Origin of the sequence: Paenibacillus sp. FSL R7-0340, assembly GCF_038002205.1 — a bacterium.
Classification (GTDB): Bacteria; Bacillota; Bacilli; order Paenibacillales; family Paenibacillaceae; genus Paenibacillus; species Paenibacillus polymyxa_B.
The window spans coordinates 835,889-857,083 of sequence record NZ_JBBOBY010000001.1 but is presented as its reverse complement, the minus strand read 5'-3'; the positions used below and the strand labels follow the sequence as shown (position 1 = coordinate 857,083).

The 21,195-nt window shown below is 46.9% G+C and carries 16 protein-coding genes and 2 rRNA genes; all 18 read right to left on the bottom strand.

The genetic code is table 11. The annotated features are described in order from the left end of the window. On the bottom strand, positions 1 to 747 hold the full coding sequence (gene rlmB / locus MKX59_RS03705; protein ID WP_023990564.1) for a 23S rRNA (guanosine(2251)-2'-O)-methyltransferase RlmB: 747 nt from the start codon (positions 745 to 747) through the stop codon (positions 1 to 3). Between the two features lie 55 nt (positions 748 to 802). Further along, positions 803 to 1,261 carry a Mini-ribonuclease 3 gene (locus MKX59_RS03700; protein ID WP_028542623.1) on the bottom strand — a complete coding sequence of 153 codons (459 nt, stop codon included), beginning with the start codon at positions 1,259 to 1,261 and terminating at the stop codon, positions 803 to 805. Continuing rightward, positions 1,258 to 2,661, bottom strand: a complete 1,404-nt coding sequence (cysS, locus tag MKX59_RS03695) for a cysteine--tRNA ligase (protein WP_340857639.1) — start codon at positions 2,659 to 2,661, stop codon at positions 1,258 to 1,260. The genes MKX59_RS03700 and cysS overlap by 4 nt, the downstream gene beginning before the upstream one ends. Positions 2,662 to 2,685: 24 nt before the next feature. After that, positions 2,686 to 3,366 (bottom strand): serine O-acetyltransferase, encoded by a 681-nt coding sequence (gene cysE, locus MKX59_RS03690; RefSeq protein ID WP_013312176.1) that lies wholly within the window; start codon positions 3,364 to 3,366, stop codon positions 2,686 to 2,688. 487 nt (positions 3,367 to 3,853) lie between these two features. Next, the gene (gene gltX / locus MKX59_RS03685) at positions 3,854 to 5,314 is read right to left on the bottom strand and encodes a glutamate--tRNA ligase (RefSeq protein WP_013312178.1); all 1,461 of its coding nucleotides are present in this window, start codon (positions 5,312 to 5,314) and stop codon (positions 3,854 to 3,856) included. Positions 5,315 to 5,353: 39 nt separating this feature from the next. After that, positions 5,354 to 5,830, bottom strand: a complete 477-nt coding sequence (ispF, locus tag MKX59_RS03680) for a 2-C-methyl-D-erythritol 2,4-cyclodiphosphate synthase (protein ID WP_023990567.1) — start codon at positions 5,828 to 5,830, stop codon at positions 5,354 to 5,356. Next, positions 5,827 to 6,525 carry a 2-C-methyl-D-erythritol 4-phosphate cytidylyltransferase gene (ispD, locus tag MKX59_RS03675; RefSeq protein WP_023990568.1) on the bottom strand — a complete coding sequence of 233 codons (699 nt, stop codon included), beginning with the start codon at positions 6,523 to 6,525 and terminating at the stop codon, positions 5,827 to 5,829. Before ispD ends, ispF begins: the two co-directional genes overlap by 4 nt. A gap of 70 nt (positions 6,526 to 6,595) precedes the next feature. Further along, entirely contained in the window at positions 6,596 to 7,681 is a 1,086-nt protein-coding gene (locus MKX59_RS03670) for a PIN/TRAM domain-containing protein (protein WP_340857637.1), read from the bottom strand. Between the two features lie 194 nt (positions 7,682 to 7,875). Next, entirely contained in the window at positions 7,876 to 8,622 is a 747-nt protein-coding gene (pssA, locus tag MKX59_RS03665) for a CDP-diacylglycerol--serine O-phosphatidyltransferase (RefSeq protein ID WP_023990570.1), read from the bottom strand. A 54-nt stretch (positions 8,623 to 8,676) separates the two neighbouring features. Then, positions 8,677 to 9,753 (bottom strand): DNA integrity scanning diadenylate cyclase DisA, encoded by a 1,077-nt coding sequence (gene disA / locus MKX59_RS03660; protein ID WP_013373290.1) that lies wholly within the window; start codon positions 9,751 to 9,753, stop codon positions 8,677 to 8,679. Positions 9,754 to 9,765: 12 nt separating this feature from the next. Further along, a complete protein-coding gene (gene radA / locus MKX59_RS03655; RefSeq protein WP_013312184.1) occupies positions 9,766 to 11,139 on the bottom strand; it encodes a DNA repair protein RadA in 1,374 nt (457 codons plus the stop codon). A 240-nt stretch (positions 11,140 to 11,379) separates the two neighbouring features. Continuing rightward, positions 11,380 to 13,824, bottom strand: coding sequence for an ATP-dependent protease ATP-binding subunit ClpC (clpC, locus tag MKX59_RS03650; protein WP_023990572.1), 2,445 nt, complete (start codon positions 13,822 to 13,824; stop codon positions 11,380 to 11,382). A 44-nt stretch (positions 13,825 to 13,868) separates the two neighbouring features. After that, positions 13,869 to 14,933 carry a protein arginine kinase gene (locus MKX59_RS03645; protein ID WP_071558181.1) on the bottom strand — a complete coding sequence of 355 codons (1,065 nt, stop codon included), beginning with the start codon at positions 14,931 to 14,933 and terminating at the stop codon, positions 13,869 to 13,871. A gap of 28 nt (positions 14,934 to 14,961) precedes the next feature. After that, positions 14,962 to 15,486 (bottom strand): UvrB/UvrC motif-containing protein, encoded by a 525-nt coding sequence (locus tag MKX59_RS03640; protein ID WP_023990574.1) that lies wholly within the window; start codon positions 15,484 to 15,486, stop codon positions 14,962 to 14,964. 69 nt (positions 15,487 to 15,555) lie between these two features. After that, positions 15,556 to 16,020, bottom strand: coding sequence for a CtsR family transcriptional regulator (locus MKX59_RS03635; protein WP_013312188.1), 465 nt, complete (start codon positions 16,018 to 16,020; stop codon positions 15,556 to 15,558). A 540-nt stretch (positions 16,021 to 16,560) separates the two neighbouring features. Continuing rightward, entirely contained in the window at positions 16,561 to 17,748 is a 1,188-nt protein-coding gene (locus MKX59_RS03630) for a GNAT family N-acetyltransferase (RefSeq protein WP_340857635.1), read from the bottom strand. Between the two features lie 163 nt (positions 17,749 to 17,911). After that, positions 17,912 to 18,028, bottom strand: a 5S ribosomal RNA gene (gene rrf / locus MKX59_RS03625). Positions 18,029 to 18,174: 146 nt separating this feature from the next. Further along, a 23S ribosomal RNA gene (locus MKX59_RS03620) occupies positions 18,175 to 21,100 on the bottom strand. Positions 21,101 to 21,195: the final 95 nt, after the last annotated feature.

Sequence of the window (21,195 nt, the reverse complement as noted above, 5' to 3'; positions counted from 1 at the left end):
TTAGCCCCGTGCCTGTCGTCCGCGCAATACTTCGTACATGACAACACCTGCAGCTACAGAAGCATTAAGGGAATTAATTTGCCCCGCCATTGGCAGCTTGACGAGTACATCGCATTTCTCACGGATCAAACGGCCCATCCCTTTATTTTCGTTACCAATGACAATGGCTACCGGTCCCGTGAATACTCCATTCCCAAAGACAGGGTCTTTCGCTGTAACATCCGTACCAACTACCCATACACCCTCTTCTTTAAGACGGTCAATGGTTTGTCCCAGATTGTTTACACGCGCCACCGGGACGTACTCCACAGCACCTGCCGATGTTTTGGACACCGTTACAGTTACAGCTGCAGAACGCCTTTTCGGCACAATAACACCATGCGCTCCAGTACAGTCCGCTGTACGAAGGATGGAGCCCAAATTATGAGGGTCTTCAATCTCATCCAGCAAAATTAAAAACGGCTCTTCTCCCTTATCACGAGCAGTGGCGAGCAATTCTTCCACTTCAACATAGGCAAAAGGCGCAGCTTGCGCGACCACTCCCTGATGCTGAATGCCCGGAACCATTTGATCCAACTTACGCTTGTCCACCTGCAAAACAATGATTCCTGCTTTTTTCGCCTCAGCTGTAATCGGCAGCGTCAAATGTTTTTGTGCATTATCCGCAATCCATATTTTATTTATCGTTCTGCCTGAACGCAATGCCTCCGTTACCGAATGCTTACCGGCAATCCATTCTTCTTCCATCTCTAGCTTCCTCCCGGGAAACGGACGATGCTTGTTCCATCCAGTCCGTTCCCATTTATGATTTTTCTGTATTTTCCATTTGTGCAATTCCGAACGTAATCAACTCTCTTAATCTGTCCAAATGTCCATCACAATAAAGAGATCCAACCAACCCTTCCAGTGCAGTGGCATGCCGATACTCAAGCACATCAGCATTTTTGGGCAAACTTCCTGATTTAGCATTTCTTCCTTGTCGGACAATATCGCGTTCTTCTTCCGTCAGTACCTTTTCCAATAGCCCCAACATGCGACTCTGCGCCTTGGCGGAGACTAGCCCTGTGGCTCGCCGATGCAGATGGTTTGGACGCAGATTAGGCTGAGCCAACAAATATTGCCGGACAGCTACCTCGTACACTGCATCACCAATGTAAGCTAGTGCAATGGGGGGCATCAAACGGGCTGGCTTGGATGCAGGGTACGGGAACCAGTTCCCCGTACCCTCCGATGCTTCTGAGTTCATTGGCTTATCACTCATTTTCGCCGCCACCGCATACCCTGCGCCGTATCTTCAAGCACAATGCCTTTTGCAGCCAACAGATCGCGAATTTCGTCAGCTCTACCCCAGTTTTTGGTCTTACGAGCTTCGACACGTTCTGCAATTAACTGCTCGATTTCGTCATCCAGCAACTCTTCACTCGGTTCCGAATAAATGCGAAGTACGCTATTCATCGAATGAAAGGTATGCAATACAGCTTGTAGTTCCGCCTGATGTACGACATCTCGCTGCAACAAATGGTTTGCTTCGCTAACCCAATCAAATACAGCAGTAATCGCATCAGGTGTATTGAAATCATCATTCATTTTTTCGCCAAACTGCTGCAAAATTCCGTCGAGCTTCGTTTGCAGTTCCGTCGATACTCCCCCATTACCTTCCAGCGCATTAGCTAAACGATGCTTCACATTGGCAACTGCATTGGCGATCCGCTCGACACTGTTCTCCGCCTGACTCATAGTCTCTTGGTTATAGTTCAACGGATTCCGGTAATGTGTCGACAACATAAAATAACGTAAAGCCTCCGGCTTGTGGTGAGCGCGCAAATCTTTAACCAAAATACCATTACCGAGTGATTTCGACATTTTTTCATTATCTATGCGAATATATCCGTTATGCATCCAGTAGCGAGATAAAGGCTTACCCGTAATCACTTCAGATTGTGCGCATTCACATTCATGATGCGGAAATTGCAGATCCTGTCCGCCCCCATGAATATCCAGTGTATCCCCCAAATAATGGCGAGCCATAGCAGAGCATTCGATATGCCAGCCTGGTCGTCCATCTCCCCAAGGGCTCGACCAATGAATTTCACCCGGCTTCGCTGCCTTCCAGAGTACAAAATCCTCGGCATTTTCCTTGCGTTCATCCACATTGATGCGAATTCCGAACTGAAGCTCTTCCAGATTTTGACCTGATAGTTGTCCGTAATCTTTGAACTTTTTGGTCCGATAGAATACATCGCCATCATTTTCATAAGCATAGCCTTTGTCTACCAATTCCTTAATAAAATCAATAATCAGGTCCATACTCTCTGTTACACGAGGGTTCATGCTGGGAGCAGGAACATTCAATCCTGCCAGATCCTCATGGTAGGCAGCAATAAATTTCTCAGCAACTGCCGAAACATCCATATCAAGTTCCCGAGCTTTGCGGATTAGTTTATCATCGACATCCGTAAAATTCACCACATAGTTTACATCATAGCCCAAGTACTCCAGGTAGCTCCGCACCACGTCAAATACAATTACAGGTCGTGCATTGCCAATATGAATGTAATCATACACGGTAGGTCCGCATACATACATTTTAACCTTTCCAGGCTCCAGTGGCACAAAAGGCTCCCGACTCCTCGTCATTGTATTATAAATTTGAAGCGGCATTGTTATGTTCCTCCCTCATGAAAATCATTTTTCTAATTTATTCTCTTGGGTCACCTGATGTTTCTGAGCGGATGGCCCATCCTTCAAATCAGATATTTCTGCACGCAAACGTTCAATTTCCCGTTGAAGTTCTCTCATAGAGTCCACAACCGGATCAGGCAATTGATGACTAAGTCGGTCTGGCCGCCTACCATCCTGTCTGACAACTCGCCCCGGGATGCCCACCACCGTACTGTTTGGTGGGACTTCTTTGAGCACAACCGAGTTGGAGCCAATGTTGGACTGTGCCCCAATCGTAAAAGAGCCCAATATCTTCGCACCAGAGCCGATAACAACATTATTCCCAATGGTCGGATGGCGCTTCCCTTTCTCTTTCCCAGTCCCGCCGAGTGTGACCCCCTGATACAATACGACATCGTCGCCAATCTCACAGGTTTCACCGATGACAACTCCCATGCCATGGTCAATGAACAGCCGATCTCCGATACGAGCGCCAGGATGAATTTCAATGCCTGTCATAAACCTCGATACCTGGGATATAACACGGGCTAGAGTACACCAGTTTCGCAAATAAAACCAATGTGCGATTCGGTGTGCCCAAAGGGCATGAACGCCGGAATACGTAAAAATGACCTCAAGCTTACTCCGGGCGGCCGGATCATTATCCAAAACAGTCTGAATGTCGGATTTGAAATGTCTGAACATGTCGCCCTCCTATTCCCTTCATATCCTTGCCGCATCATCACAACACTTCACGTTCCGCCAATTTTCGCATCCACCAGCACTCTTCGACATTTTTCTATCTATAATGAGTCTGAGTCTGATAAAAAAGAAAAAGCGCCTCCGCAGCCTAAGCTGCAGAGACGCATGAACGTGGTCCCACTCTGCTTCGAACATATCTGCTGCATAAAAAGCAAAGCAGTTCGTCTTTAGCGTCCTGTAACGGGAACGACTCGGCACGCCCTTGTCACATCAGCATTTGACGCTAATGAGAGTTCGGGCGCACGGCTCCCAGGCGCATTTCCTCCGCAGGTCATCTGGACGGCTCTCAGCCTGGGGTTTCCCCTCGACCGTCCTCTCTGGCAGATGCCCTTATGCAGTGTACTTCTCCTGTTCGCAGCCTTTACACGTAAATATCAATCCGTATCAATGGAGTCATTATAGCGAAAAGACAACAAATTGACAAGAAACATCAGCCTTTAATTTGTGCCTTAAGACGATCCAGTACCTTGTCACGTCCGAGCAAAAAGATAGTTTCATTCAGATCCCGTCCATGAGTTTGGCCTGTAAGAGCCACACGAATCGGCATGAATAGTTGTTTTCCCTTAAAACCGGTTTCCTTTTGAACTTCCTTGATCAGCTTAGCCATTTGTGGAGCTGTAAATTCCTCGCTCGTTTCAACTTTACCTGCAAAAGCTCTAAGTACCTCCGGAACCTGCTCTTCGGCCAATACAGCTGCTGCTTCAGCATCCAGTTCCAGATGTGAACGGAAAAACAACTCAGACAACGCTACAATATCGGATGCAGAAGTCATCTGTTCCTGGTATAAGCGAACCAGGGCCTTAGCCCAATCCAGTTGTTCCGCAGACAGTTCAGTCGGCAACAGCCCCGCTGCCTGGAGATGTGGAATCGCCATGCTGGCAATTCGCTCAGGATCAGCCTTTTTAATATAGTGATTGTTCAGGTAAGCAAGCTTATTTGTATCAAACACAGCCGGACTTTTGGACAAACGATTAGGATCGAAAATCGAAATCAGTTGTTCCCGATCATAGATCTCTTCTTCACCTTCCGGGGACCAGCCCAGCAGTGCAATGAAGTTGAATATAGCTTCTGGCAAATAGCCCAACTTGTCATACTGCTCCATGAACTGAATAATGGATTCGTTACGCTTACTGAGCTTTTTGTGATCCTCGCCTACAATCAGCGTCATATGACCGAAGCGTGGCGGCTCCCAGCCAAGAGCTTCAAAGATCATCAACTGCCGCGGTGTATTGGAAACATGGTCTTCACCCCGTAGTACATGCGATATTTTCATCAAATAATCGTCAACTGCTACAGCGAAGTTATATGTCGGAATACCATCCTTTTTGACGATAACAAAATCGCCGCTTTCCTTGGAATTGAATGTAATTTGACCTTTTACGATATCGTCAAACGTATATTCACGATCTTCCGGTACGCGAAAACGAATACTTGGTACACGGCCCTCTGCTTCAAATGCTTGGCACTGTTCTTCTGTTAGATCACGATGTTTCCCAGAATAGCGTGGTGTCTCCCCACGTGCCGTCTGCTCTTCACGCTCGCGCTCCAGCTCTTCTTCAGTGCAGTAACAACGGTAAGCCAAACCACGGTCCAGCAAATCCTGCCAGTACGTTTTATATATGTCCAAGCGTTCAGTCTGACGATAAGGTCCAAACTCGCCTCCCACGTCTACGCTCTCATCCCAGTCCATACCCAACCATTTCAAATATTTAAGTTGGCTTTCTTCTCCGCCCTCAATATTGCGCTTCACATCTGTGTCTTCGATACGAATAATAAATTTCCCACCTTGATTGCGGGCAAACAAATAATTAAATAATGCCGTTCTGGCATTTCCAATGTGCAGATGCCCTGTAGGGCTTGGTGCATAACGTACACGAACTTCCGTGCTCATATAATCTCCTCCAAATTGAATTACTCAAGATGATAGCATTTACTTGATAAGACAGACAACCGATTGAGCCGCGATTCCTTCACCCCGTCCGGGAAACCCGAGTTGCTCTGTCGTGGTCGCCTTGACGTTCACCTGGGATAGCTCCTCTGCTTCCAGCGCCCGAGCGATGACTTCATTCATCTGCGGAATATACGATGCCATTTTGGGCTTTTGTGCGATAATCGTAGAATCAATATTCCCCAAGCGATATCCTCGCTCTTTAGCTAGTCCCCACACATGCTCCAGTAGCTTAAGACTGTCAGCATCCTTAAATTCTGGGTCGTTATCCGGAAAATGCTTCCCGATGTCTCCCAAGCCAAGCGCGCCCAAGATGGCATCGCTAATGGCATGTAGCAGCACGTCTGCATCGGAATGGCCCAACAAACCTTTTTCATACGGAATGTTTATACCTCCGATGATGCATGGCCTTCCTTCCACCAGCTGGTGGACGTCAAATCCTTGTCCCACTCTGATCACTTGATATCCTCTCCCTCTGTTTTTACCCATAACGCCGCCATATCCAAATCCTCAGGCGTAGTAATTTTGATGTTCTTGTAGCTGCCTTGAACGACAGTAACCGGAATTCCTAGCCGCTCTATCAGCATAGAATCATCTGTTCCCAAGAATCCCGACTGCTCCGCTTCCTCATAGGCTCGCAGCAGATCGGAAAGACGAAAAGTCTGTGGCGTTTGAATACTCCACAGACTTCGGCGATCCGGCGTTGCTGTAATGATACCATCCCCGTTCACTTGCTTGACTGTATCCTTTACAGGTACTGCTGCTACAGAAGCACCAGTACGCTGGGCTGCCTCAAGGCATGAACGTACAAGCTCAGGTTGAATTAGTGGACGCACACCATCATGCACCATCACCCAACCCGCTTGTAAGTGGCGCAGACCGCGATAAACCGAATGCTGGCGTTCACTGCCACCAGCCACCACCCGTACATTTTTACCGATTTTGTATTGATGAATCCAATCTCGGCAGCGTTCCACATCTCCTGTCCCAGTCACCATCACCATTTCATCCACTTCGGGCATAGCTGCGAATATTTCAAGTGTATGTATGAAGATGGGCTTGTCCCGCAAAAGCAGAAATTGCTTGCTCTCCTGCGTCCCCATACGGGAGCCGCGCCCTGCTGCCACAATGACAACTCCTACCCGATTGTTCATTCAAATAACTCCTGCCCTGATCGCACTTGGACGATCCGTATGATAACACATCTACTTCATCATACCGCGTTTATTGAGCTTTTTCCAATAATTTTGGTTTGGCAAAGATCATACGGCCGGCTGAGGTCTGAAGTACACTCGTGACCAGCACCTCCATCAGAGAGCCAATATAGTCACGTCCGCCTTCTACAACAATCATCGTGCCATCATCCAGATAGGCTACACCCTGCCCATGCTCCTTGCCGTCTTTAATAATCTGCACCATAATTTCCTCACCGGGCAATACGACAGGCTTCACTGCATTCGCCAAATCGTTAATATTCAGCACTGATACACCTTGAAGTTCGCATACTTTATTCAGGTTAAAATCATTAGTTACAACTTTACCCTGTAACACCTTTGCCAGCTTAACCAACTTACTGTCGACCTCTGAAATCTCCTCAAAATCACCTTCGTAAATGAGCACATTTACATCCAGTTCTTTTTGGATTTTATTCAAAATATCCAGACCTCGCCGTCCACGATTACGCTTAAGTAAATCTGATGAATCTGCAATATGCTGAAGCTCCTCCAGCACAAATTCAGGAATTACAATTGTTCCTTCAATAAAACCTGTTTTGCAAATATCCGCAATACGCCCATCTATAATGACGCTGGTGTCCAATATTTTATGTTCCTCCAGCTTGCGTTCTTCTACACCCGTTCCCCGACCAAAAAAACCAGAACTCCAAAAGGATGACAGCTCGTCCCGCTTTTCTAGCCCAACCATCAATCCGACATATCCGCATATCACGGTAACAGCCGTCTGGATAAGTTGACCCGGGGCCCCCAACCATGAAAAAAGCGGGTAAACTGCTAAGGAAAGTATCAATCCCACCGCTAAACCAATCACACCTGCCATCATCTCGTTCATCGGAATTCGTACCAAGCCTTCAATGCCCTGCTGCAACCGATTCGCCACGGATGCCCCTACGAATGAACACCCAGCCATAAATAGCACTGCTCCCGCCATCATCCAAACAATCATTCCTGGTAAAGACCCATCACTCAACCATTGCGGCATCCACGTTACAATGCCTCCTACCCGCTGGTATAACGTATAGCCAAACCATGCTCCGCACAATCCTGTAAAAGTTAAAATAGCCTTTCTCCACATTGAGTCTCTATACCTCCTTTATTTTCTTTTCATATAGTCTGCTATTTATTGGATACATAGCATTTCTCTTACCAGTATGATCCATTTTCATCATAACTAACCCTGTGTTTTCACTTTTTATGCATAAAAAAAAAGCATTTATCTCCCTGAAATGCTTCAAGGAAATAAATGCTTATTCTTATTCTTGCTTGATACTAACGCTGTGAATGACGATATTGATCGTCCTGTTCTTCCTGACTGGAACGCTCCCGACCACGTCCACGTCTGCGTGACAGCTTACGAATGTTCAGCTTCATGCCATACAATGCATACAGCACCAGCGGTACAAAAATCAGCTTCGACAGCTGGTCAGGGAATTTAACAGCCAACACCACCGCTGCAATTACGACCCATGGAGCAACCCAGATCGCTTTTTTGGGGAGGCCGACCTTTTTAAAATTAGGATATCTCATGGAGCTGACCATCAAATAAGAAACCAGCAACATGGCAATCGACATGTATAACAATGAAATATCGTTATGGAATAAGGACAAAGTCGCTAATACCCCACCTGCTGCCGGAATTGGCAAACCCGTAAAATAACCTGGTACACCAGGACGTACGTTAAATCGAGCCAAACGCAACGCTCCGCACATCGGGAAAATGGCAGTAACCGTCCAAGCGAGAGCCGAATTCGCATCATGAAAAGCAACCATGTACATAATAACTGCGGGAGCAACACCAAAAGATATCATATCTGATAAGGAGTCCAGTTCTTTACCGAATTCGCTTTGGGCATTCAGGACCCGGGCCATCCTTCCATCCAGTCCGTCCAACAACATGGCGACAATAACCATAATAGCGGCAAGACTGTATTTTCCGTCTACAGCCAATAAAATGGCGATCATTCCGAGAAACAAGTTACCTAAGGTACACATGTTCGGAATTGATTTGGTAATCATCTCTTCACCTCAATGTATGAATTGTTCCATTATAATCCTTTCACTGTATTACATTTACATTTGCCTGTCAATGAAAACTTGTTCCTGCAAACGTTTAAGACCTTCTTTAATCGTACGCGCACGAACCTCTCCAATACCATCCACTTCATCCAGTTCTTCTATCGTTGCTGTCATGACATGCGGAAAACGTCCAAACCGCTCCACCAGATTATGAATAATCACATTCGGCAAACGCGGTATCTTGTTCAGTACCCGATAGCCGCGTGCAGCAATATACTCTTCTGATGTCGCAGCTGAAGAAGGGTAGCCTAGTAAACGTACAATATGATTCACATCCAACAATTCGTCGTCCGTAGAACGTTTGAGTCCCAATATAATTTCACGAATTTTCTCGTCGCTATCGTCTTTGGCATAATCCTTATACAGCAACCATGCTTCTTCCTCAATGTTGCTGACAAGCTCTTCCATCTGCATACTAATCAGACGGCCCTCATTTCCGAGCTCGTTAATAAATCGTTTGATCTCCATTTTGATGCGCAGTACCATTTCGATCCGCTGGATGACATTAACGACCTCCGGCATGGTAACCAGCTCTTCAAATTCAGACGCTGTCAAATTCGTAGAGGCTTGCCCCAACACGGATCTATATTTCTCTAACGTCTGAATAGCCTGATTGGCTTTCGTCAAAATAACCCCGATTTCCTTGAGGGCATACCGTAATGTCCCCTGATACAAGGTAATAATATTACGCCGCTGGGAAATAGACACCACTAGTTTGCCAGTCTGCTTTGCAACTCGTTCTGCTGTCCGGTGCCGAATTCCTGTTTCAATTGAAGAAATGGAGGAGTCCGGAATCAGTTGCGTATTGGCATATAAAATTCGTTTTAAATCCTCGCTCAATATGATTGCGCCGTCCATTTTAGCCAACTCATACAAATAGTTCGGCGAAAAATCACAATTAATGGAGAAACCGCCATCCACGACTTCCATAACTTCTGGGCTATAGCCAACGACCAGAAGAGCACCCGTTTTGGCACGCAAAACGTTTTCCAACCCGTCGCGAAAGGGAGTTCCCGGTGCCACAAGCCGCAGCAAATCGTTCATTTTATCCAGTTGGCTCGCTTCTTTCATTCTCAATGCCCCCTAATCTAATGCGGCTGCCAGTGCATCTGCCACCGTTCCTACTCCTATAATTTGAATCCCTTTCGGATGTGTCCAGCCCTTCAAGCTTTTCTCCGGCATGATCACCCGTTTGAAACCTAGTTTCTCCGCTTCCCGTACTCGCTGTTCTGCTCGGGATACCGCACGCACCTCACCTGTCAGTCCCACCTCGCCAAAAATCACGTCGTACGGCTTGGTAGGAGCATCCCTAAAGCTGGAAGCAATGCTCACAGCTATAGCCAAATCCACCGCCGGTTCATCCAACTTCACGCCTCCAGCTACGTTGAGATAGGCGTCCTGGTTTTGCAAAAACATGCCCATCCGCTTTTCTAGCACGGCTATGATTAATCCCATTCGATGATGATCGACTCCTGTGCCCATTCGGCGCGGAGATGGAAAATGCGTAGCTGCAATCAATGCTTGCAGTTCAACCAATACAGGTCGGGTTCCTTCCATACTGGCTACAACAGTAGAACCCGCTACCCCCAGTGGTCGTTCAGACAGGAATAGTTCAGAAGGATTTGACACCTCACGCAAACCGCTTTCAGCCATTTCAAAAATACCAATTTCATTTGTAGAACCGAAACGGTTTTTAACTGCACGCAAAAGCCGATACGTATGATGACGCTCTCCTTCAAAATAAAGCACACAATCAACCATATGTTCCAACAAACGTGGACCTGCAATGGCCCCTTCCTTGGTCACATGTCCTACCAATACCGTAGCAATACCTAGCCCCTTGGCAATTCGCATAAAGCGTGAAGTACACTCCCGCACCTGAGCCACACTACCTGGTGCACTCGTCACCTCAGGCAAATATACGGTCTGTATCGAGTCGATGACCAAAAATTCCGGCTTCAAGCTGTCCACCGCTTCTTCAATCGTCTCCAAATTCGTCTCACATAATACGTATAGGCTGGGGGACAAGGCACCGAGCCGATCTGCACGTAGTTTCGTTTGACGGACAGATTCCTCACCAGACACGTACAGCACCTTTAAACCAGTTAAAGCTAGCTCATTAGATGTTTGCAGCATAAGCGTAGATTTACCGATTCCCGGATCACCGCCCACCAAAACGAGTGAACCCGGCACCACACCTCCACCGAGTACTCGATTCAATTCGCCAATTCCCGTCAAAATTCGTGTTTCTTTGCCACTCTCCACCTCTATAATAGGCAGTGGCTTGTCTTTTGTGCTATGAGTAAGAAGGGAAGACCCCATTCCTTGAGTTTTTACAACGCTTTCCGTTTCTTCGACCATGGAATTCCACGCCTGGCATCCAGGACATTTTCCGTACCATTTGGGCGATTCATAACCACATTCCGTACAGGAAAATTTAGTTTTCACTTTAGCCATACTTTATTCCTGGGCTCCTTATTGACGACGATAATGTCAAATTTATGTTCATACAGCCCAGAAAGAGCTGTAACAATAAAAGTTTACCATTGAAGCTTGGCGGACGTAAAGCAATATCACAAACTTTCCCAAAGCATTTACCCAACCATTTCACCGTGTTTTATACATAAAAAGGGTGTCTTCGCAATAGCTTTCCAGCCTGCGAGACACCCTTTTCTACTATTTATTTAGTAAACTGCTTTAGGACTTGGCAGATACATTATCCTTTTTCGTTACAGTCAATGCACCATTCTCCTCATCAATGAAGAGAGAGTCACCCTTAGTAATGTTGCCAGTCAACAGTTCCTCGGACAGGCGATCTTCAATATGCTTCTGGATTGCACGACGCAATGGACGCGCACCATACGCTGGATCAAAGCCTTCCTTGGCAAGGAATTTTTTAGCGTTGTCTGTCAACTCGAAGTCCACCTCATACTCATTCAGACGCTTACGCAGCTCCTCAGACATGAGTGACACAATTTCGGCAATATGTTTTTCTTCGAGAGAATGGAAAACGATAATTTCATCAATCCGGTTCAAGAACTCAGGACGGAAGCTTTTCTTCAGTTCATCCATCACTTTGCCCTTCATATTATCGTAATCCGCCCCAGCGTCCACTACAGCTGTAAAACCAAGCGTGGAGTTACGTTTAATCGCCTGTGCACCAACATTAGATGTTAGGATGATGAGTGTGTTACGGAAATCGACGACACGACCTTTGGAATCTGTTAGACGACCATCTTCCAGCACTTGCAGAAGAATATTGAATACTTCTGGGTGTGCTTTTTCAATTTCATCCAGCAACACAACAGAGTATGGCTTACGACGTACCTTCTCAGTCAGCTGACCGCCTTCTTCATATCCAACGTACCCTGGAGGTGCTCCTACCAGACGGGACGTGGAGTGCTTCTCCATATATTCGGACATATCAATACGGATAACCGCATTTTCATCTCCAAACATGGATTCAGCCAAGGCGCGTGCCAATTCTGTTTTACCAACCCCAGTTGGGCCGAGGAAAATAAAGGAACCAATTGGACGCTTCGGATCTTTCAGTCCGGCACGTGCCCGGCGAATCGCCCGGCTTACTGCCTTAACTGCTTCATCCTGTCCAATTACCCGCTCATGCAGCAACTCTTCCATATTCAACAAGCGGTGTGTTTCTTCCTCTTTCAGCTTGCTGACTGGAACACCTGTCCAGATTGCAACGACCTGAGCGATATCCTCTGGTGTAACTTCAGAATCTGTACGACCCTGTTGTTCTTTCCATTGGTTTTTCGTCACGTCTAGCTCTTCACGGATTTTTTGCTCTGTATCACGCAACGCTGCCGCTTTTTCAAACTCCTGACTTTGTACCGCTGAATCCTTTTCCTTACGGATATCTTCCAGACGGTTTTCCAGCTGTTTCAGGTTTGGCGGTACAGTGTAAGAATTCAGCCTTACTTTGGAGCCCGCTTCATCAATAAGGTCAATAGCCTTATCTGGCAGGAAGCGGTCGGTGATATAACGATCTGACAATTTTACAGCCGCTTCAATAGCCTCATCTGTGATCTTTACACGGTGATGCGCTTCGTAACGGTCACGCAGGCCGTACAAGATTTGAATCGCCTCTTCTGGAGAAGGCTGATCCACTGTAATTGGTTGAAAACGACGCTCCAAAGCAGCATCTTTCTCAATATATTTGCGGTATTCATCGAGCGTGGTCGCACCGATGCATTGCAGCTCGCCACGTGCCAGAGCAGGCTTAAGGATGTTGGACGCATCAATTGCGCCTTCCGCTCCACCAGCACCAATCAGCGTATGCAGCTCATCAATGAACAATACGATATTACCCGCTTGACGAATCTCGTCCATAATTTTTTTCAAACGATCCTCGAATTCACCACGATACTTGGTGCCTGCTACCACAGAACCCATATCCAGTGTCATTACGCGCTTGTCGCGCAACGTTTCAGGAATCTCATTTGCTATAATTTTTTGGGCCAATCCTTCGGCAATCGCTGTTTTACCTACCCCAGGCTCACCGATCAGAACCGGATTGTTCTTTGTACGGCGGCTGAGCACCTGAATTACGCGTTCAATTTCCTTGCTACGCCCAATAACAGGGTCCAGGTTGTTTTCCTTCGCAGATGCCGTCAGATCGCGTGCCAGACTGTCCAGAGTTGGCGTGCTGACATTAGCTGGAGCACCGTGATGGCTGGAAACAGCCTCGCTGCTGCCGAGCAATTGAAGCACTTGCTGACGCGCTTTGTTCAGACTGATGCCCAAGTTGTTCAGTACACGCGCTGCTACGCCTTCACCTTCACGAATAAGACCAAGCAAAATATGTTCTGTACCTACATAGGTATGGCCCAGTTTGCGGGCTTCATCCATAGACAGTTCGATGACTTTTTTGGCGCGTGGAGTATAGGCAATGTTCGTCGGTTGCTCTTGACCGCGTCCAATCAGCGTTTCCACTTCATCCTGGATTTTTTCCAGTCCCAGCCCTAAACCGATTAAGGCTTTCGCGGCTATTCCTTCACCTTCACGAATGAGGCCTAGCAAAATGTGCTCTGTGCCAATGTTGTTGTGTCCCAATCGAACAGCTTCTTCCTGAGCCAAAGCAAGCACTTTCTGTGCACGTTCCGTAAATCTTCCAAACATCATATATCCTGCACCTCCACAGTGTGTATTTCAGATCATTCTATATATTAAAGGGTTGTGCCTAATTTTTGCCGGATCAGCTTCGCCCGGTACATATCGCGCTCTTCGGTATTCATTTTATCCCCAAAGCTTTTTTGCAGGAACCCGGGTTGTGTCATCACATTCAGCTCATTCATCGCTGCGGTGGAAGGACGCTCCAAAATCCCTAAATCTACGCCAAGACGTACATCGGATAGCCGCTGTGCAGCCTCCTTGGAATCCAATACTGCTGCATATGACAAAATACCGAATGAACGCATCACCCGATCTGTAATTCGCAGCATAGATTCATTCATTAGCCTTTCTCTGGCAGAACGCTCGTGCTCAATAATTTGTAGCACCACGCCATGTAGATTCTCAATAATCTCCGCTTCGGTTTGTCCCAGTGTAATCTGATTAGATACCTGAAACAAATTTCCGACCGCTTCGCTGCCTTCACCGTAAATGCCACGAACTGTAAGACCTACCTGTGAAACAGCAGACAATATACGATTGATTTGATGAGTCATAACTAATGCAGGCAAATGCATCATCACCGAAGCTCTCATACCTGTGCCGACATTCGTCGGACAACTGGTCAGAAAACCTCTCCGATCATCAAATGCATAATCAACATGCGCTTCAAATGCATCATCAATAATCATAGCGCGTTCCCAAGCTTCCCTAACCTGACATCCCGGATATAAGCACTGGATACGCAGATGATCCTCTTCGTTTATCATAACACTAACCGATTCATCATCGCTAATTAAAACAGCACCGTTACGAGATTCGTTCGCCAAATTTGGACTAATCAAATGCTTCTCAACCAGCACCTGCTTGTCGATCTCATCCAACTCGGATATTTTCAACGTATGAAAAGTACCAAAACCGCCTAAATCATCATACTGAAGGATATCCGTCAATCGTTGAAGTGCTTCTTCCGACTGCTGATTGGTAGCAAGCATGGGAAAAGGCAGATGCTGCAAGTTACGCGCAATTCTCACCCGGCTGCTAATGACAATCTCCGAATCCGCAGCATCACCACGCATCCAGTCACTTAGCGGCTTCTCCGTAAACCGAATATTGGGCATTACGCATCCCTCCTACTCTTCACAAACTTTACTCTTCAGTCATTTCTTTTTCAAGCTCTCTGATTTGATCCCTAAGCTCAGCAGCTGATTCAAATTCTTCCTGTACAATATGCTGTTGCATCTCTTTTTTCAAATCGTCAATTTGCCGTTTAACCTTCAGTCGGCCTCCAGTGCGAACCGGAACTTTACCAACATGATTCGTACTGCCATGCACACGCTTGAACAGAGGGTCCAGACGACTATCAAAATATTGATAGCACGACGGGCATCCGAAACGTCCCAGCTTACTAAACTGTGCATAGGTCATGCCACAATCCTTGCATTGCAGGTTCTGCGGACCACTGTGGCCTGGAGACTGGCTCTTTGTACTGGAGTCAAAATCCAGCATCCCCGACAACAAGCTATGAATCGAAAAGCCGTTAGGTGTTCCAGGGATCATCTCCCCTTTTTCCTTGGCACACGTCTCACAAATATGAAACTCTGTCTTTTCGCCATTCACAATTTTGGTGAAATGCAAAGTTGCCGGCCGCATATTACATTCTTGGCACAGCATAAAAGCACCTCCTTCAATGTCAGGATTTATACCAATCCCTACATCCAAACGTTAGTCTCTTTCCACACACTATTTGGTCGCCAGCAACGAAATCAGCATAGCCTTAAGCAATCTTGCTCGCAGTTGATCACGATAGGGAAGCTTCAGTAATAATGTATCCCTTGATAAAGCAGCCTTCATTAAATTAGCTTCCCTTTTGCTTAAAAAATGGGCTTCCTCTAACTGATAAATCAGTCCTTCGGCTGCCGATTGGCTTATTTCCTCCCCGATGCTCTGATGAAGATGTGTATGGATGGCATGCTGTGCAGGCAGCTGAATTCGCTGAATACGAATGTAGCCCCCGCCACCGCGTTTACTTTCCACCACATAGCCTTTTTCCAGCGTAAACCGGGTGCTAATTACATAATTAATTTGCGACGGCACGCAGGAAAAGCGGTCAGCCAGATCATTGCGCTGAATCTCCACTAAACCTTGGGGACTTTCCAGCAATATACTCTTCAAATATTGTTCAATAATATCGGAAACATTGCGCATTTCATCATCCTCCACTAACGGAAACGCAAGTATTCAAGTACATTTCACGCTCCACAGAGTCCGCCGTATATTGAACTTAACCAAACGGTAAAGTCACGAATCTAAGCTGTATTCAGGCTATTGCCTGATCTACATCCATTGGAATTGTACCGTTTTGTCTCTAGTGTGGCCTTTATTTGCGATTAATCATACACTTCTCTTATGTTCATAAGAGTCAGCTCCTAACTATACGCAAATCATTTCGATCCTCATTTACTTCTTTGCTATCAAAATCACCTTATACAGCTAATCCATCAGCATAGTACTTCTACAGAATCGCACTAGGCTTGATTGACTTTGACTTTCTTTGACTATATTCATATTATAGCACATTATTCATTTTTGCCAAGGGGTCAATACCATTTTTCGCAATCTAATTATGTTTTATACAATACCATAAAAAAACTCTTCCCATTACAGAAAGAGTTTTGAAAATTATGATAACCACACAAGTTATGTTCCCTGAAAGATGGAGCCTAAGAAGAACTAAATGGGCCTTTATCAGAAAAAATCCAATAAGAACGTTTGTTTTACCGGTATTACACGTTTAAGGGCAGACACAGACTCACTGCTGCCTTCAATACGCCCCCATTTATACAGATCATCAGCCTGCTGGTAGCCAAGCATCAGAGTCGTCAGTGACTGAATCCCAAGTTTCAAGTCAGCTACTATGGCGTTTTCAGATAAATTGCTTATATCCACTCTCTCCAGATGTCCTTGCCCCTCCGTAGTAATCGTTAATCTCCATAATCCATCATTCCATGGAGCATACCGATCAGTCAGATTTAAGGTTAAACTTGTTTCTTCTCCAATCTGTTCAAAAGGGTATCTTTCTATAAAAGCAGCTGCATCCACAATACGACCCATAAAATAAGGCACAGTTTCCTGTTGAATTCGTGGATCATCGAGTAAAAATGGCAGATTGTCATCTGCTGGAACGTAATTAAATTTACCTTGGGCTATCATTGAGTCATGATTTGCAAAATAAGTCCATAAAGCCCGACGAGCCGTCTCATTTTCATATACCAACTCATCACAATTCAACTGTTTATCTTCAATTTTGTATAGTGCATATCCCTGAGGATCGCCTGTTTCAGAGTAATATACCGCAGTTCGATAGTTCTCATTTAAAATCCGCTCTTGCCACCATTCCTTATCTCGTACCAGCGTGCCATTATAACGAGATGCATACGCTTGATACACTTGGTCCAGTTCTGAAATATCTTTGACATCGCGTTTGACTGTACCTTCTGTTTTAAGTTTTGCAGGGAATTTATCAATGGGAATGACGTACTTTTTATATTCAATATACGTTTCCCATCCAAATTTACGATAGAAGGCAAAGGAGAATGGATGCAGAAAAGAAAGGCTTTGTCCCGCAGACTTCATTTCTTCAAGCGCATGCGTCAACAAACGTGACACCATGCCTCCGCGACGCTTTTCTGGCCATGTTGCCACACCAGCAATGCCCCCCATATCAAAAACCTGACCGTTTATGTATACCTGTAGGGGTAACAAAGTCAGTTTAGCATTCAAGTCATGTCCGTCGAATATTCCCCATGTTTGCTTTGGTTTGAATTTCTTCTTGGATTTTTCCAGATCCTCCAGGGACATTGTAAACTGAAAAGCATATTGAGATAATTCAATAGCCGCTTCAAATTCCTCACGTTGTAATTGTCTGATCTCCATAACTTCGTCACCTCGCTCGTATACTTGGGCATCCATAAAAAAGATTATACACTTAGAGTGTGGCAAAGCCTCTTCCCTCTGTCAACCTTAGAAGCAGGTGGCCATCTAAAAACACATAAAAAAGGATGATAATCTCATTGAGATTATCATCCTTTTCACTTTTGCTTGGCGACGTCCTACTCTCCCAGGACCCTGCGGTCCAAGTACCATCGGCGCTGGAGGGCTTAACGGTCGTGTTCGGGATGGGTACGTGTGGAACCCCTCCGCTATCGCCACCAAACATGAATTTACATCGTAAATTCTTTAACAGGAATCAGCATCGCCAAATGCTGTGTGTTCGCTTGTTTCATATAAGCTACTTGAGCTTATACAATACAAAACTTACACCCTGAAAACTGGATCCGAAACTCATTTGCGTTTTATTTTTAGGATAAGCCCTCGACCGATTAGTATTGGTCAGCTCCATGCATTACTGCACTTCCACCCCCAACCTATCTACCTCGTCGTCTTCAAGGGGTCTTACATACTGGGAAATCTCATCTTGAGGGGGGCTTCACGCTTAGATGCTTTCAGCGCTTATCCCTTCCGTACATAGCTACCCAGCGGTGCTCCTGGCGGAACAACTGGTACACCAGCGGTACGTCCATCCCGGTCCTCTCGTACTAAGGACAGCTCCTCTCAAATTTCCTACGCCCACGACAGATAGGGACCGAACTGTCTCACGACGTTCTGAACCCAGCTCGCGTACCGCTTTAATGGGCGAACAGCCCAACCCTTGGGACCTACTTCAGCCCCAGGATGCGATGAGCCGACATCGAGGTGCCAAACCTCCCCGTCGATGTGGACTCTTGGGGGAGATAAGCCTGTTATCCCCAGGGTAGCTTTTATCCGTTGAGCGATGGCCCTTCCATGCGGTACCACCGGATCACTAAGCCCGACTTTCGTCCCTGCTCGACTTGTAGGTCTCGCAGTCAAGCTCCCTTCTGCCTTTGCACTCTTCGAATGATTTCCAACCATTCTGAGGGAACCTTGGGGCGCCTCCGTTACTCTTTAGGAGGCGACCGCCCCAGTCAAACTGCCCACCTGACACTGTCCTCGCACCGGATCACGGTACCAAGTTAGAACCTAGATACGATCAGGGTGGTATCCCAAGGATGCCTCCCTTCAAGCTGGCGCTCAAAGTTCAACGGCTCCCACCTATCCTGTACAGATCGTACCCAAATTCAATATCAAGCTGCAGTAAAGCTCCATGGGGTCTTTCCGTCTTGTCGCGGGTAACCTGCATCTTCACAGGTATTAAAATTTCACCGGATCTCTCGTTGAGACAGCGCCCAAGTCGTTACGCCATTCGTGCGGGTCAGAATTTACCTGACAAGGAATTTCGCTACCTTAGGACCGTTATAGTTACGGCCGCCGTTTACTGGGGCTTCGGTTCATAGCTTCGCCCGAAGGCTTACCACTCCCCTTAACCTTCCAGCACCGGGCAGGCGTCAGCCCGTATACTTCGCCTTGCGGCTTCGCACAGACCTGTGTTTTTGCTAAACAGTCGCTTGGGCCTTTTCACTGCGGCCCCCTCGGGCTATTCACCCTACCGAGGCACCCCTTCTCCCGAAGTTACGGGGTCATTTTGCCGAGTTCCTTAACGAGAGTTCTTCCGCGCGCCTTAGAATTCTCTTCTCGCCTACCTGTGTCGGTTTGCGGTACGGGCACCTTCTCCTGGCTAGAGGCTTTTCTTGGCAGTCTGAGATCATGACCTTCGCTACTATAATTTTCGCTCCCCATCACAGCCCAGCCTTAACGATGTGCGGATTTGCCTACACACCAGCCTCACTGCTTAGACGGACATCCATCAGTCCGCGTCACTACCCTACTGCGTCACCCCATCGCTCATAACGGATTACGGTGGTACAGGAATTTCGACCTGTTGTCCTTCGACTACGCCTATCGGCCTCGCCTTAGGTCCCGACTTACCCTGAGCGGACGAACCTTCCTCAGGAACCCTTAGGCTTTCGGCGGATCTGATTCTCACAGATCTTTTCGTTACTCATACCGGCATTCTCACTTGAATGCAGTCCAGCGCTCCTTACGGTACACCTTCAACCCGCATTCAACGCTCCCCTACCCCTGATGCAAGCATCAAGCCATAGCTTCGGTGGTGTGTTTAGCCCCGTTACATTTTCGGCGCAGAGTCACTCGACCAGTGAGCTATTACGCACTCTTTCAATGGTGGCTGCTTCTAAGCCAACATCCTGGTTGTCTGTGCAACTCCACATCCTTTCCCACTTAACACACACTTGGGGACCTTAGCTGATGGTCTGGGCTGTTTCCCTTTCGACAATGGATCTTAGCACTCACTGTCTGACTCCCGGAACTAAATCTATGGCATTCGGAGTTTGACTGAGCTTGGTAACCCTTGCGGGCCCCGCACCCAATCAGTGCTCTACCTCCACGATTCTTTTTTCCGAGGCTAGCCCTAAAGCTATTTCGGGGAGAACCAGCTATCTCCGGGTTCGATTGGAATTTCTCCGCTACCCCCACCTCATCCCCGCATTTTTCAACATGCGTGGGTTCGGGCCTCCAGTGCGTGTTACCGCACCTTCACCCTGGACAGGGGTAGATCACCCGGTTTCGGGTCTACGTCCACGTACTCATTCGCCCTATTCAGACTCGCTTTCGCTGCGGCTTCAGCTCTTCACCTTAACCTTGCACGGGAACGTAACTCGCCGGTTCATTCTACAAAAGGCACGCCATCACCCATAGATCGGGCTCTGACTTCTTGTAAGCACACGGTTTCAGGATCTATTTCACTCCCCTTCCGGGGTGCTTTTCACCTTTCCCTCACGGTACTGCTTCACTATCGGTCGCCAGGGAGTATTTAGCCTTGGCAGATGGTCCTGCCGGATTCATACGGGGTTTCACGTGCCCCGCACTACTCGGGATCCGTCTCGGAGAGAACAAGTTTTGAACTACAGGGCTTTTACCTTCTCTGGCGGGCCTTTCCAGACCTCTTCATCTAACCGGTTCCTTTGTAACTCCATGTGAGACGTCCCACAACCCCAAGGAGCAAGCTCCTTGGTTTGGGCTAATCCGCGTTCGCTCGCCGCTACTGACGGAATCACTATTGTTTTCTCTTCCTCAGGGTACTTAGATGTTTCAGTTCCCCTGGTCTGCCTCTATTCTGCCTATGTATTCAGCAGAAAGTGACTGTCGATGAAGACAGCCGGGTTTCCCCATTCGGACATCCCCGGATCAAAGCTTGCTTACAGCTCCCCGAGGCTTTATCGTTGTTCGCCACGTCCTTCGTCGGCTCCTGGCGCCTAGGCATCCTCCGTGTGCTCTTTGTAGCTTAACCTAGACTTTTCTTTCAAAGAAAGAAAATGTCGATGTTCGATAAAGAATGATTTTTGCCAAAGGCAAAAGATCTTTCCTTACCTGCTACCTTTATTT

Coding starts and splice junctions, on each gene's coding strand:
- rlmB (WP_023990564.1), bottom strand. CDS start 747: ATGGAAGAAGAATGGATTGCCGGTAAGCATTCGGTAACGGAGGCATTG.
- MKX59_RS03700 (WP_028542623.1), bottom strand. CDS start 1,261: ATGAGTGATAAGCCAATGAACTCAGAAGCATCGGAGGGTACGGGGAAC.
- cysS (WP_340857639.1), bottom strand. CDS start 2,661: ATGCCGCTTCAAATTTATAATACAATGACGAGGAGTCGGGAGCCTTTT.
- cysE (WP_013312176.1), bottom strand. CDS start 3,366: ATGTTCAGACATTTCAAATCCGACATTCAGACTGTTTTGGATAATGAT.
- gltX (WP_013312178.1), bottom strand. CDS start 5,314: ATGAGCACGGAAGTTCGTGTACGTTATGCACCAAGCCCTACAGGGCAT.
- ispD (WP_023990568.1), bottom strand. CDS start 6,525: ATGAACAATCGGGTAGGAGTTGTCATTGTGGCAGCAGGGCGCGGCTCC.
- MKX59_RS03670 (WP_340857637.1), bottom strand. CDS start 7,681: ATGTGGAGAAAGGCTATTTTAACTTTTACAGGATTGTGCGGAGCATGG.
- pssA (WP_023990570.1), bottom strand. CDS start 8,622: ATGATTACCAAATCAATTCCGAACATGTGTACCTTAGGTAACTTGTTT.
- disA (WP_013373290.1), bottom strand. CDS start 9,753: ATGAAAGAAGCGAGCCAACTGGATAAAATGAACGATTTGCTGCGGCTT.
- radA (WP_013312184.1), bottom strand. CDS start 11,139: ATGGCTAAAGTGAAAACTAAATTTTCCTGTACGGAATGTGGTTATGAA.
- clpC (WP_023990572.1), bottom strand. CDS start 13,824: ATGATGTTTGGAAGATTTACGGAACGTGCACAGAAAGTGCTTGCTTTG.
- MKX59_RS03645 (WP_071558181.1), bottom strand. CDS start 14,933: ATGCCCAATATTCGGTTTACGGAGAAGCCGCTAAGTGACTGGATGCGT.
- MKX59_RS03640 (WP_023990574.1), bottom strand. CDS start 15,486: ATGCTGTGCCAAGAATGTAATATGCGGCCGGCAACTTTGCATTTCACC.
- MKX59_RS03635 (WP_013312188.1), bottom strand. CDS start 16,020: ATGCGCAATGTTTCCGATATTATTGAACAATATTTGAAGAGTATATTG.
- MKX59_RS03630 (WP_340857635.1), bottom strand. CDS start 17,748: ATGGAGATCAGACAATTACAACGTGAGGAATTTGAAGCGGCTATTGAA.